The 13,153-nt window shown below is 64.2% G+C and carries 11 protein-coding genes; 6 read left to right on the top strand and 5 right to left on the bottom strand.

Going from position 1 to position 13,153, the window contains the following annotated elements; translation table 11 throughout:
• Positions 1 to 58: 58 nt before the first annotated feature.
• Positions 59 to 667 (bottom strand): hypothetical protein, encoded by a 609-nt coding sequence (locus DM872_RS30865; protein WP_179058822.1) that lies wholly within the window; start codon positions 665 to 667, stop codon positions 59 to 61.
• Positions 668 to 897: 230 nt separating this feature from the next.
• Here DM872_RS30865 and DM872_RS07230 point away from each other — a divergent pair, with 230 nt between their 5' ends.
• From DM872_RS07230 to DM872_RS07210, 5 genes are all read left to right on the top strand, one after another.
• Complete coding sequence (locus tag DM872_RS07230; protein ID WP_179058821.1) at positions 898 to 1,752, top strand: DUF6502 family protein; 855 nt, start codon at positions 898 to 900, stop codon at positions 1,750 to 1,752.
• Positions 1,749 to 3,263 (top strand): DUF5666 domain-containing protein, encoded by a 1,515-nt coding sequence (locus tag DM872_RS07225; RefSeq protein ID WP_179058820.1) that lies wholly within the window; start codon positions 1,749 to 1,751, stop codon positions 3,261 to 3,263. The genes DM872_RS07230 and DM872_RS07225 overlap by 4 nt, the downstream gene beginning before the upstream one ends.
• A 111-nt stretch (positions 3,264 to 3,374) precedes the next feature.
• Positions 3,375 to 4,127 (top strand): hypothetical protein, encoded by a 753-nt coding sequence (locus tag DM872_RS07220; RefSeq protein WP_179058819.1) that lies wholly within the window; start codon positions 3,375 to 3,377, stop codon positions 4,125 to 4,127.
• Positions 4,128 to 4,264: 137 nt separating this feature from the next.
• Positions 4,265 to 4,915, top strand: coding sequence for an oxygen-insensitive NAD(P)H nitroreductase (gene nfsB, locus DM872_RS07215; RefSeq protein ID WP_179058818.1), 651 nt, complete (start codon positions 4,265 to 4,267; stop codon positions 4,913 to 4,915).
• 509 nt (positions 4,916 to 5,424) lie between these two features.
• Complete coding sequence (locus DM872_RS07210; protein WP_179058817.1) at positions 5,425 to 6,093, top strand: TIGR04211 family SH3 domain-containing protein; 669 nt, start codon at positions 5,425 to 5,427, stop codon at positions 6,091 to 6,093.
• 108 nt (positions 6,094 to 6,201) lie between these two features.
• Here the strand turns inward: DM872_RS07210 and DM872_RS07205 are convergent, their stop codons facing one another.
• The 3 genes from DM872_RS07205 to DM872_RS07195 all read right to left on the bottom strand — a co-directional run bounded on the left by DM872_RS07205 (position 6,202) and on the right by DM872_RS07195 (position 11,928).
• Positions 6,202 to 8,205, bottom strand: a complete 2,004-nt coding sequence (locus DM872_RS07205; RefSeq protein ID WP_179058816.1) for a peptidase U32 family protein — start codon at positions 8,203 to 8,205, stop codon at positions 6,202 to 6,204.
• A gap of 134 nt (positions 8,206 to 8,339) precedes the next feature.
• Positions 8,340 to 10,724 (bottom strand): TonB-dependent siderophore receptor, encoded by a 2,385-nt coding sequence (locus DM872_RS07200; RefSeq protein ID WP_179058815.1) that lies wholly within the window; start codon positions 10,722 to 10,724, stop codon positions 8,340 to 8,342.
• Between the two features lie 235 nt (positions 10,725 to 10,959).
• Entirely contained in the window at positions 10,960 to 11,928 is a 969-nt protein-coding gene (locus DM872_RS07195; RefSeq protein WP_179058814.1) for a FecR family protein, read from the bottom strand.
• Positions 11,929 to 12,173: 245 nt separating this feature from the next.
• Here DM872_RS07195 and DM872_RS07190 point away from each other — a divergent pair, with 245 nt between their 5' ends.
• Positions 12,174 to 12,620, top strand: a complete 447-nt coding sequence (locus DM872_RS07190) for a sigma-70 family RNA polymerase sigma factor (RefSeq protein WP_256873308.1) — start codon at positions 12,174 to 12,176, stop codon at positions 12,618 to 12,620.
• Positions 12,621 to 12,628: 8 nt separating this feature from the next.
• Here the strand turns inward: DM872_RS07190 and DM872_RS07185 are convergent, their stop codons facing one another.
• Positions 12,629 to 13,045 (bottom strand): PaaI family thioesterase, encoded by a 417-nt coding sequence (locus tag DM872_RS07185; RefSeq protein ID WP_179058812.1) that lies wholly within the window; start codon positions 13,043 to 13,045, stop codon positions 12,629 to 12,631.
• Positions 13,046 to 13,153 lie beyond the last annotated feature (108 nt).

Below are 13,153 nucleotides of genomic sequence, written 5' to 3'. Positions count from 1 at the left end.
TCGGAGGTTCATCATGCTGCTCAAGAAGTGTTTGCTGGCGCTGGCCATTGGCGGCGTTCTATCGGCCTCGACCGTTCTGGTCCCTGACTACATCGGCGGCTTCTCCAGTGTTTACGCAAAAGATGGAGGCAGCGGTGGTGGTGGCGGAGGCAGCGGCGGCGGTGGCGGTAGTGGCGGCGGCAGCGGTGGCGGCGGCGGTGGGCATGGCGGTGGGCATGGCGGCGGGCACGGCGGAGGCAGCGGAAGCGGTGGTGGTGGCCACGGCGGCGGCAGTGGTGGTGGGAGCGGTGGTGGCAGTGGAGGCGGCAGTGGAAGTGGCCACGGCGGTGATGGTGGTGGTGGCCACAGTGGGTCCGGTCACAGCGGCGACGGCGCCGCCAGTGGACACGGCGGCAATAGTGGACCGGGCAGTGCGCACAGCGGTCGTGGCAACGACGATGGTGCGGATCACGATGTCGGCGAAGCCCATGGCGTAGGCCATGGTGCCGATGACGGTGCGGACCATGACGTCGGTGAGGCACATGGCGTCGGACATGGCGCAGACGATGGTGCTGACCACGATGTCGGCGAAGCGCACGGTGTGGGACGGGGGGCGGACGACGGCCCCGATCACGATCTGGGCGAAGCACATGGCGTGGGCCAAGGCGCAGATGATGGGCCTGACCATGACGTCGGAGACGATCGGGGCGGAGTCTGAGCGGCCAGCCCGAGGCTGCACGGGACCCGGAGTGGCACCGGTGCCCGTGTGACCCGCCTGGCCATATAGGCGGTGCGATTGCCTGAAGGAACGGGGGCACAGTCAGCACCGTCAATAACAGCGGGTGACGTTCAGGGCAGGCTGCCGGGAACGTCTACCCGCGCAACATATGAGTATTCCTATCGACAGGAGCACCTTGAATGCAGTTGCCCGCTTTCCCGCCCTCGTTGTTGCCGGCGCTCCAGCACGTCATGCGGCCGCTGGTGAGGCTGATGCTGAGGAAAGGGGTCACCTACAACTGCTTCGCCGAGTTGCTCAAGGAAATCTTCGTCAACGTAGCCGAGCGTGAATTCCGGCTGGACGACAAACCCCCTACCGACAGCCGGATCAGCCTGCTCACGGGCGTCCATCGCAAGGACGTCAAGCGCTTGCGCAGTGGCGCGGGCGACGAGAAAAACCCTCTGCCGGAAAACATCTCCCTCGGTGCGCACCTGGTCAGCGTCTGGCTGAACAATGCACCGTTCTGCAAGCAACCCGGACGCCCTTTGCCTTTACCGCGTCTCGCCAGCAGCGGGAGGGAATGCTCCTTCGATGGGCTGGTCGCGACGGTCAGCAAAGACATCCGAGCCCGCGTGGTGCTGGACGAGTGGCAGCGCCTGGGCGTCGTTCGGATCGACGAGCAGGACTGCGTGCACCTGGAAACCATGGCCTTCATTCCCCAGCGCGGGTTCGATGAAAAGGCAGCGTACTTCCGCCACAACCTGCATGACCATGCGTGCGCGGCCGTGCACAACCTTACCGAGGAGGGCGAGCCCTTCTTCGAACGCAGCGTCCACTACGACAGTCTTTCGTCGTCTGCGGTCGAGCAGTTGCGCCAGGCGGTCAGCGCCGAAGGCATGCAGGTCCTGATCGGTTTCAACCAGCTGGCCGCGGAACTGGAGGCGCGCGACGTGCCGAAGCCCGAGGCGCGGCAACGCATCACCATCGGCCTTTATTTCTACACTGAAGGCAGTCCAGCCGACGCCTCCCGGTCTGAAGCAGCCCGCAAGCCATGAACATCGCCTCACGTTTCCTGTGCACCCTGGCCCTGCTGGGTGGGACGCTGCTGGCCCTACCCGCAAGCGCCGCACCCGTTTGCCTTGATCCGGGAGGCATGGGCGGCACCGGTGCGGTGGCTACCGGCGGCATAGGCGGTACCGGGGCGCCTATCGCGCCTGCGGATCACGGAGGAATAGGCGGCACCGGTGCACCCGCTGACGAGGGCGGCATTGGGGGTACCGGCATCGTGGGCACCATCACCGGCTTCGGCTCGATCTGCGTCAACGGCGTGGAAGTCCACTACGACAGCAAGGTGCCACTCAGCGAAAACGGCGTGCCGGCCAGTACTGGGCACCTGGCCATCGGCCAGGTAGTAGCCGTGGAAGCCCATGCAACGGCAAGAGGACTGGTGGCACGGAACATCGCCATCCTCCATGCCTACGAAGGCCCGGTTACGGCGGTGGCCTCGGCGAGCGCGCCGCTGCGCGTGATGGGGCAGCCCGTTCGCATCGCCGGCGACGCCCGCGTGACATCAGGGCTGCGCGTTGGGGATGCGGTGCGCGTCAGCGGTCTGCGCAACGCCACGGGTGAAGTCGTCGCCAGCCGGATCGACCGGGCACCGAAGCTCGCCCAGGCCAGCGCCATCGGCGCCATCGAGCGGCCAGGCGAACTGCAGGGCCTCGCCCTGACCAACAAGCGGCTGGCGCCCAATGCAGAGGTGCTGGTACGAGGCAACTGGAACGGCCGGCAACTGGATGTCGTCCAGAGCCGGGTCGATCCGGGCCTGCCATTCGAGGGACGCGTACGCAATGTTGTCGTGGAAGGGCTGGTGCATAGGCAGCACGGCGATCGCGTCGAGCTGGGCGGATTCACCGTGCAACTGGGACATGGCACTGCATTCAGCGGTGGGCGGTCGACGGAGCTGGCGGTTGACCAGCGCGTACGCGTTGCCGGGGTGATCGGGGCAGGGCGGAGCATCCAGGCCGAGCGGATCGAGTTCGTCCGAGACAACCCCGCCGGCTCCATTCGCCACGGCTCGGAGCACAGTGGATCGGGTTCCGGTGAGACGGAGTCGGAGTCGGAGTCGGAACATCATGGAAGCGGGAATTCCGGCAGTGGCAGCCATGATTCGGTGGAGCGGGTGAGGACTGAATCAAGCGGACGCGACGACGCCGGCGAGACGCGGGAACGGATAGAGCGGGAGGTGGAGTCCGCATCCGGAGAGCTGGAACGCCGGGAGCGGATAGAAACCCGAGAGTCCGCTGACCGTGTGGAAACCCGCGAACGCATCGAGATTTTCGAGAATGGCGTGCGCGTCGAGCGAATTGAACGGATCGAGAAGATCGAGCGGTCGGATCGTCCCGATAAGCCGGATCGCGTGGAAAAGATCGAGCGTGTGGAGCGCGTCGAGAAGCCGGAAAAGGTCGAGAAGCCTGAAAAGGTAGAGAAAGTAGAGAAGGTCGAGCGTCCGGAGACAGTGGAACGCCCGGAAGAGGTGGAGCGGGTGGACCGGTCCGGCCCCCATTAGGCGGCCTGACCTGTGCGGGAAAGCCGGGGCGTAATCCGGAGTGCCAGCTAATCTGGGAGGGAACCCCGGCCGACCGGGGCGCCGAGTGCTCTTGAGCGCAATGAGGTACGCATGCCCGTCACGCGCGTTATTTCTCCGATCCTGTTGGCAATCCTGGCGGCACCGGCCCTGGCGGATGACTTCACGGTTACGACGGGGCTCGACTACTCGCGAGGCAAGTACGGAACGCCGACTGTCAGTGAAACCTGGTACGTCCCGGTGGTCGGCAAATATGAAACCGGGCCGATGATCTACAAGCTGACCATTCCTTATCTGCGCATCACCAATCCTGCCGTGGGGCCGGATGGCGAACCCTTGGCCGGTGACTGCGGCAGCGAAGAAAGTGGCCTTGGCGACACGGTGGGCAGCGCCGACTATGCATTGCTGGACGGCAGTGACGGCGGCAGCCTGCTGGTGGACTTGATAGGCAAGGTGAAGCTGCCGACAGCCGATGAGGATCACTGCCTCGGTACCGGCGAGACCGACTTTTCGGCCCAGGTGGACCTGACGCAGGGCTTCGGTGCATTCAGTGGCTTCGCCACCCTCGGTTGGAAGAAGTTCGGCGATCCGTCCGACACTGACTTCCGCGACCCGATCTTCGCCTCGCTGGGCCTGGTAACGCGCGTGGCACCGGCGACTTCCGTCGGCGCCGCGTATGACTGGCGACAGAAAGTGACCTCCGATGGCGACGAAATCCAGGAATTCACCTTGTTCCTGACACAAAGACTCGACGCCGAATGGAAGGTCCAGGTTTACGCGCTGGCAGGCTTTTCCGATGCGAGTCCGGACGCCGGTGGCGGCGTGATGCTGAGCCACAGGTTCTGACGCGACGAAAATAACCGCTGAGCGTGATTCATTTTCGTATTTCCTTTGAAAGTCCTTCTCCATCCGGCCGCTGTTTGCGCCTGCACATCCCCGTCACACTCCGCGCCCATACCGTCACCGAAACCCGGAGTGCAACCATGAATCCCGCTTCCCTTGCCAGCCAGCGCTATACCACCAAGGCCTACGACCCGGCTCGGCGCATTGCCCAGCCGACCATCGACGAGCTGCTGGCGCTGCTCCGGCAGGCGCCCTCGTCGGTCAATTCCCAGCCCTGGCACTTCGTGGTCGCCGGCACTGACGAAGGCAAGGCCCGCCTGGCCAAAGGTACCCAAGGGCCTTACGCCTACAACCAGCCCAAGGTGCTGGACGCGTCGCACGTAATCCTCATCTGCGCCCGTATGGATATGACCGATGCCCATCTGTCGCAGGTTCTGGAGCAGGAGCAGGAAGACGGCCGCTTCCGTGACGAAGAGGCCCGCGCCGGCCAACTGCGCACCCGGCAGACGTATGTGAATCTGCACCGCGAGCGCCAGGACCTGCAGCACTGGATGGAGAAGCAGGCCTATCTGGCCCTGGGCACGCTGCTGCTCGGTGCCGCGGCCCTTGGCGTGGATGCCACGCCGATGGAGGGCTTCGATGCGCAATCGCTGGATGCCGAATTGGGTCTTCGCGAGCAGGGTTACACCAGCGTGGTCATGGTGGCCCTGGGGCACCGCAGCGAGACGGATTTCAACGCCGACCTGCCCAAATCGCGCCTGCCTTCCGAGCGCCTCATCACCACCCTCTGAGGCTAATGCGGGCAGTCGTAGGCCCGATCTATGCGAAGCCCAACGATTGGCGGACCTGCGGCCCGCTTCGCGAATGAATTCGCTCCCACAGGGTTGGTGCCATGGCAGGGCGGTGCCGGCGCGAATCACCCCTCGCCCATTGGGAGAGGGGCCGGGGGTGAGGGCTGTTGCGAGCCCGCTCGGAGTGGGGCCGTAGGTTGTGGCTGAGCTACGCGAAGCCCAACGATTGGCGGACCTGCCGTCCGCTTCGCGAATGAATTCGCTCCCACTGGGTTGGTGCCATTGCAGACCGTCCATCCCGCACTTTTGCCGCGAGTGAACTCAATCCACACGTACGCGGTCTGTCTGCTGTCGGCCCACTGGGTGGATTGCATGGCTTTTCGCTACCTGGGCGACTCGCTGCCTTCCGTTCCATCCTGATCGCTTACCGTTCTGGAGCAATTTGCCTGGCCGGCTTTTTTCATGCCCGTTTGCCGGGTTTTGTCCCCATCGCCATGTGAAGATTGCCCATGACCCTGTTCCGTCGTTTCCACGCCCGTGTTTCCCCGCTCCAGTCCCGTGCCTTCGGCGCCCTCATGCTGGGTGGCCTGTTGATGTCCGGGGGATCGGTCCACGCGGAGGAACCCGCCGGCAACGTGCGCTGGGTGAGCGACAGCCTGACGACCTACGTTCGTAGCGGCCCGACCGACGGATATCGCATCGTGGGTACGCTCTCTTCCGGGCAGAAAGTCGAGCTGCTCACGACCCAGGGCGACTACAGCCAGGTTCGCGGCCAGAACGGCAGCAGTGTGTGGATTCCCAGCCGTGACCTGCAGGAAGTGCCCGGCCAGGCCGAGCGCCTGCCGCAGCTCGAGCAGAAAGTGACGGAGCTCAGTGCGCAGCTCGCCGGTATCGACGATTCGTGGAAGTCCCGTGTTCAGGGCATGCAGGAGACGCTGGATGCACGCAAGAAGCTGATCGACGAGCTGCAGGCGGCGCGCTCGGCACTGGATGCCGAACTGACCCAGGCGCGCTCCGAACTGCGTGATGCGCAGGCGCAACTGGGCGACGAGAACAAGCAGGTGCTGATGCGCTACATGGTCTACGGCGGCAGCATCGCCGGTGCGGGACTGCTGGCCGGGCTGATCCTGCCGACTTTCCTGCGAGTGCGGCGCAAGCGTAACGATCAGTGGGTCTGATCGGCTGGCTCGCCGAGCAATCAGCGAGCCAGTCCCGATGAAGGGGCACTGCAGCGCGAGTGCCCCGGTTGGCGACCACTAGCGGGGGCGGGCGCTGCTCGCCTGGGCTCAGTGCGGCCCGCGATGGCGGATGGTCTTGAGCAGATCGTCCGGGGTGATCTGGCCCACGACATTGCTCGCCGCGCTGCCCGGTTGCGGCAGGTCGAGGATGTGGCCCTTCATCTTGCCCACCACGTGCATCTCGCAGGGTTTGCAGTCGAACTTCAGGGTCAGCACTTCATCCCCGTGGACCAATTGCATCGGCGCCACCTTGGTGCGCACGCCGGTCACGCCCTTGGCCTGTTTCGGGCACAGGTTGAAGGAGAACCGCAGGCAGTGCTTGGTGATCATCACCGGGACTTCGCCAGCTTCCTCGTGCGCCTCGTAGGCTGCATCGATCAACTGCACGCCGTAACGGTGATAGAAGTCCCGAGCCTTCTGGTTGTAGACGTTGAAGAGGAACGACAGGTGGGCTTCCGGGTACACCGGCGGCGGCACGCTGACGGCCTTGCGGCTGCCATGGGGGTGAGCGGCTACACGGGCTGCGGTCAGCGCTTCGATCGCTTCGCGGCGCAGGGCCTTGAGCTGGGACGCGGGGATGAAATACGCCTGCGGCGCATCCAATTCGATGTTCTGAGCGTGATAGCTGGTGGTGCCAAGCTGGCCCAGCAGGTCATGCAGTTGCTCCAGGGCCTGTTCGGGTTTGTTCGCCGCCCCGAACGGACCGTCCAGCCTCACGCTGGCGTTCACGCCTTCCTCGCTGGTGGCGGTCAGCTCCAGGCCGTCTTCGCGCAGGCTGGCTTTCCAGCTCACGCCAACTCGACGTTCCGCCGAAGTCTTCAGCAGCGCCTGTTGCCAGTTGTGGTCCAGGTTGCGGGACAGCGGGTGATTCGGGCGTAGCCGCGACAGGCCGGCGGGCATTTCGTTGGGCTCGACGCGGTAGCGCCAGCGCTTTTCACCTTCTTCCTCGAACTCGCCTTTCAATTCGGCGATGTTCGCACGGAAGCCGACAACCTCGCGCTTGATCAGCACGTTGAGGCCGTCACCGTTGGACAGCGGCTCATGGGTCACGGCAATCAGGTCGCGCTTGCCGACTTTCTCCACCTGCCCAACCAGCAGGCCCGTGAAGGTCGGCGTGTCGAAGGCGCCGATGTCGATCTTGCGTTCGGTGACGAAATAGTCGGTGCTGCCACGGTGGAAGGTCTTGTCCGGGTCCGGCACGAAGAAGTGATCCGTGCGGCCGCTGGAGGCGCGGGCCAGGTCGGGGCGCTCGGCGAGGATGCCGTCCAGGCGCTGGCGGTAGTACGCGGTGATGTTCTTGACGTAGCTCGCATCCTTGTAGCGGCCTTCGATCTTGAACGAGCGCACGCCGGCGTCCACCAGGGCGCTCAGGTTCGCGCTCTGGTTGTTGTCTTTCATCGACAGCAGGTGCTTCTCGAAAGCCACTACGCGGCCCTGGTCATCCTTGAGGGTGTAGGGCAGGCGACAGGCCTGGGAGCAGTCGCCCCGGTTGGCGCTGCGACCGGTCTGGGCGTGGGAGATGTTGCACTGCCCGGAGAAGGCGACGCAGAGGGCACCATGGATGAAGAACTCGATGGCAGCATCGGTTTCATTGGCGATGGCACGGATCTGCTTGAGGTCCAGTTCGCGGGCGAGCACCAGTTGGGAGAACCCGGCCTGGTCGAGGAACTTTGCGCGCTCCACGGTGCGGATGTCGGTCTGGGTGCTGGCGTGCAGCTCGATGGGCGGGATGTCCAGTTCGAGGACGCCCATGTCCTGCACGATCAGCGCATCGACGCCAGCGTCGTACAGCTCGTGGATCAGCTTGCGCGCCGGTTCCAGTTCGTCGTCGTGGAGGATGGTGTTGATGGTGACGAACACGCGCACATGGAAGTGGTGGGCGAATTCCACCAGTTTGGCGATATCCGCCACTTCGTTGCAGGCGTTGTGGCGGGCGCCGAAACTTGGGCCGCCGATGTACACGGCGTCGGCGCCATGCAGAATGGCCTCGCGGGCGATATTGACGTCGCGGGCGGGGCTGAGCAGTTCTAATTGGTTCTTGGGCAAAGACATGGCAATCACGGTCCGGCACGTATGCAGGGGGCGCATTGTACCGGGCCTGCGCCACCTGAGCATCCATGGGGTGCCGGATGGAGGATCGCTTTGTCCGGCGGCCAGGCTGCAAGCCTTGGTCGCCGGAGCCGGCATTACCAGTTGTAGGTGACGGTGCCGTAGACGGTGCGCTGCTGCCCGTACTGGCAACCGACGGCGCTGAAGCAGCCGGCCACGTATTCTTCGTCGAACAGGTTGGCGGCGTTCAGCGAGACTTCCACGCCATCGAGGGAGGCATCCACCTTGCCCAGCTGGTAGCTGATCAGGGCGTCCACGACGCTGTAGCTGTCCACCTTGAAGCTGTTCTCCCGGTCGCCGTAGGTACTGCCTACGTAGCGCGCGCCAGCGCCGATGCGCAGGCCCTCCAGCGCACCGCCCTGGATCACGTAGTCACCCCAGATCGACGCCATGTGCTCCGGTACGCGGAACGGGGTGTTGCCCTCGATGCCGCTTTCGGACTCGGTGACTTCCACGTCGTTCCAGGTGTAGCTGCCGATCAGGTTGAAGCCACGGGTGATCTCCGTCTTGGCTTCCAGCTCGACGCCCTTGGAGCGCACCTCGCCTTCCTGGATGCGGTCAGGCCCCACGGTTTCGGTGACGTTCTGCTTGGTCAGGTCGAACACGGCGATGGTGTACAGGCTGCTTCCGCCCGGCGGCTCATACTTCAGGCCCAGCTCGTACTGCTTGCCGGTTTCCGGGTCCAGTTGCGAGTTGTTCAGGGTGGAGCCCATCACCGGGAGGAAGGACTCGCTGTAGCTCAGGTAAGGGGCCAGGCCGTTCTCGAAGAGGTAGACGATACCGGCGCGACCGCTGAATTTTTCGTCCTTCTGGGTTTGTGGGGAGCGGCCATCGTTCCGGTCGGTAGCCCAGTCGTAGCGACCGCCCAGCAGGAACACCCAGTTGTCGAACTTGAGTTGGTCCTGCAGGTAGACGCCGGTCTGGGCCAGCTTCTGCTCGTAGTCGTTGTTGATAACCGGGAACAGGGTCAACGGCTGGCCATACACCGGGTTGAAGGGGTCGAAGGTTTCCCCGACGAAGCTGAGCGCCTGCTCCTGGTCGAACTTGCCATTGTTGTAGTCGACGCCGGTCAGCAGGGTGTGGTCCAGGTCGCCGGTGAAGAAATTGGCCTGCACTTGCGTGTCCATGGTGAACAGGCGGCCATCGCCCTTGCGCTGGTCGGCAAAGCGCGAGTACTGGCCGCCACCTGCCGGACCGAACAGGGCGAGCTCGGCGCTGGATTGCCGGTAATAGCTGTAGCGGACGTTCTGGCGCAGGGTCCAGATCTCGTCGAAGCGGTGCTCGAAGACGTAACCCGCCGAGGTTTTCTCGTTGGTCATGAAGTCGAAGGCGCTGTCGCCGACGTAGGTATCGCGGTCCAGGCGACCGCGCGGATCACGGAACACCGTACCGGAGGCGGGCAGTGCGTTGGCGAAGTTGCCGGTCTGCTTCTGGTATTCGCCGAGGAAGGTCAGCTCGGTGTCATCGCTGGGACGGTAGCTGATGGCCGGGGCCAAGTACTGGCGGCGGTTGGTGATGTGGTCGGTCTGGGCATCGGCTTCGCGGAACAGCCCGGTCAGGCGATAGCTCCAGACACCTTCCTCATCCAGGGCGTCGCCGAGGTCGAATGCACCTTGCTTGTAATCGAGGTTGCCGGCCTGCAATTGCACTTCGCGCAGGGGCTCGGTGGTCGGGCGTTTGCTCACCAGGTTGATCTGGCCGCCCGGATCGGTGGCGCCATAAAGCACCGAGCTGGCGCCGCGCAAAACTTCGATGCGTTCCAGGCCATAGGGCTCCGGGGCGTCCCAACCGAGAAAATCGGGGAGGAAGGTGCGGGTGCCGTCACGCAGCATGCGCCCCGTGCCTTGCTGGAAGCCCCGGATCATCAGTTGGTCGGTCACGAACTGCGGGCCCGCCAGCTCGGCATTGACGCCCGGTGTATAGCGCAGCGCCTGGGCGACGGTCTTCGGTTGCTGGGCTTCGATCTGCTCGCGGGTGACGACGGAAACCGAGTAGGGCGTTTCGATGATCGGCGTATCGGTCTTGGTGCCGGCGGATGCGCGCTTGGCCACGTAGCCGTCATCCGGACTGACCGAGCTGTACGCCTGGCCGACGATGCTGGTGGTCGGCAGGGCGAACGCAGCCCCTTCGTCATTGGCAGCGGTAAGCATGATGTGGCTGCCGTTGACCTGATAGGTGATGGACGTGCCCTGCAGCAACTGGCGCAGCGCCTCCGCAGGTTCCATCGTCCCGGACACGCCGCTGCTCCTGAGCCCGGCGACCACGTCCTGGTTGTAGACGATCTGCACGTTCGCCTGGCTGCCCAGCGCGGCGAGGGCGGAAGACAAGGGCTGCGCGGGAATGCTCAGCTGCACCGGCTCGGCCTGCGCCGGCAATGTCACAGCGAGCAGGAGGCCGGCGGCTGCACCGGTGATGCAACGGTGCAGGTAATGCCTGGCGTGGTCCAGTGGGTGATTGTTCATGATGCTCCTGGTTCTTGTAGGGCTGGACAGATGTTCGCTGCGCCTTGGTCGTCGCGCGGAAGCATTGAAGAAAGACTCCGGCGCGGCGCCAGCCACCGGCCTGTCGGCCACGATGACGAAGCGCTTTTGGGGGCTTTCCCTCAACGACGGACGAGTGCGAATTTTTTTCAATGGCATTTGCGAAGAAAGTGCAAAAACCAGGTTCGCAGGGGGTTGCCGATTGGCTAGGCGGAAATCAACGGGCGCTGACGGGGCGGTGGGAAAGGAGCAGCGTGTCGCCGGAGCGGCGGACCAGGACGGGGAGGATATGGGGGAGGGCGGATACCAGTTGCTCGAGTTCCGCAGTGTCGTAGCTGCCACCGATGCGCAGCTCAGCGGCGCCGTCATCCGCCAGCGTCAGCGGCAGGTCCAGGTAGCGGTTGATCTGCGGCAGGGCCTCGCGAAGGCTGGCGTCATCGAGCACCAGCCTGCCGTTACGCCAGGCAGCGGCGCTGGCTGGGTCGACCCGTTTGAGCTGGTGCGGCTGGCCCGGGACGAATACTGCCTGCAAGCCGGCGGTGAGCTCGGAAGCCTGGTCAGATGCGAGCGGCGAGGCGATCACGGTGCCTTGAGTCACGGTCACGGTCGTCCGCTGTGGGGCGGTCCAGATATTGAAGTGGGTACCGGTGACGCGGACCTGGGCATTGTCGGTACGGATCAGGAAGGGTTTGCCAACGTCGCGCTGCACATCGAAGTACGCCTCGCCTTCGGTGAGCGTGATGCTGCGCTGTGCACGGTAGCCGAGGTACCAGAGGCTGGTCCTGCGGTTCAGCTCGACGCGGCTCTGGTCCGGCAGGTTGATTTGCCGCCTGTCTTCCTGGGCCATGTAGTAGCGAACGTTGCCGGGCAATACGCCGACCGACCATCCGCCTGCCCAGGCGCCTCCGAGCACCAGCAATACTGCCGCTGCTCGCGCCATGACCCGCACCGGCGAACGCCGCCGAGCAGGTGCCATTGCCGGTGCTTCCTGCAGCGGTGGCACCTTCACGCTGAGCTGCCAGATCTTGCTCGTCCTGGCGTACTCGGCCGCGTGTGCCGGATCGGCATCGTGCCAGCGCTTGAACGCCTGAAGCTCGGCCTCGGAGCACTCGCCGGAATGCAGGCGGATGCACCAGTCTACGGCTGTTGCACGCAGCGATTCGTGGGGGGATGGGCTATCTGGCATCGGAATCAGAGGTGAAAATTTTCGCAAGCTTACTAGAAGCGTTGAATTGCGCAGAAGGGCAATTACAGACCGGGGCGGCGCCACTATGCAGCAGTGAATGATTATTGAAAATAATTCTTAATCAGAATAAATTCGCCGGCGGCGTCGAAACTCAACGCAAATCATTCAGGTGTCTCATGCAGAAGCTAGGAGCGGCCGGGGGCGGGTCCCCATTGCTCGAAGTATTCTTCGAGCAGCGAGACCGATTGATCAGGGTCGCTACACGGATCACCGGCTGCCGCAGCCAGGCTGAAGACATCGTGCATGACGCCTACATGAAGCTGGATGGTCCCGGCGTGCCTGACACCATCCGGTCCAAGGGCTCGTATCTGGCCCGCATCGTGCGCAATCTCTCCATCGATCACTACCGGCGGCGCCTGCTGGAGGAACGGCTGATCTGCGTGGAGACGGAAGTCGACGCCACCGTCATCTGCGACGCGGGTACACCGGAAGAGCGGGTGTCGGACCAGCAGATACTCGAACGCATCGCCGAGGTCATGGCGCAGATGCCGGAGCGCACCCGCCGAGCGTTCGAGATGTACCGCATCCACGGCATGAAGCAGAAGGAAATCGGCGAGGCGCTGGGCGTCTCCACCACCTTGGTCAACTACATGCTCCGCGACGCCATGCTGCGGTGCCGCGAAGTGCTGTAACCGCTCCTTCAGCGCATCGAAGCCGGCGGAATGGAGTAGGTGCCGACTACATGGGCCACCGGCTCCTCCAGCCCTTCCGAAAAGAGCGAGACCTCGCCTACCGCCAGGGTCTTGCCGACCTTCATCAGTCGGCATTCGCCGATGATGCGTTTGCTCGCTTCGGGCTTGCGCAGGAAGTTGATGGTGAGGCTGGTGGTGACCGCCAGCGGAACGATGCCGATCTCACCCAGCAGTGCAACGTAGAGGGCTACGTCGGCCAGTGCCATCAGGGTGGGGCCGGAAACGGTACCGCCAGGTCGTAGGTCGGACTCATCGACCTCCTGCGACACGCGCGCGCTGCGCCCCCATACGGCGTCGACGACGACGCGGGTCTGGGGAAATTCCTCCTGGATGAATCGCGCTATCGCTTCCTTCTTGTCGCTCATGTCGAGCTCTCCTGGCTGCATTGTCGGCAGGACGCTGCCATAACCCCGATGATCCTGTCCATGTCGGGGGCGAATCGGCCCGCTGCAACACCATTCTCATGTTTGCCA

The sequence above is a fragment of the Pseudomonas taiwanensis genome, assembly GCF_013393345.1.
GTDB lineage: Bacteria > Pseudomonadota > Gammaproteobacteria > Pseudomonadales > Pseudomonadaceae > Metapseudomonas > Metapseudomonas resinovorans_C.
Note: the sequence above shows the minus strand (reverse complement) of the source record. Positions and strands in the feature narration are given on the sequence as shown.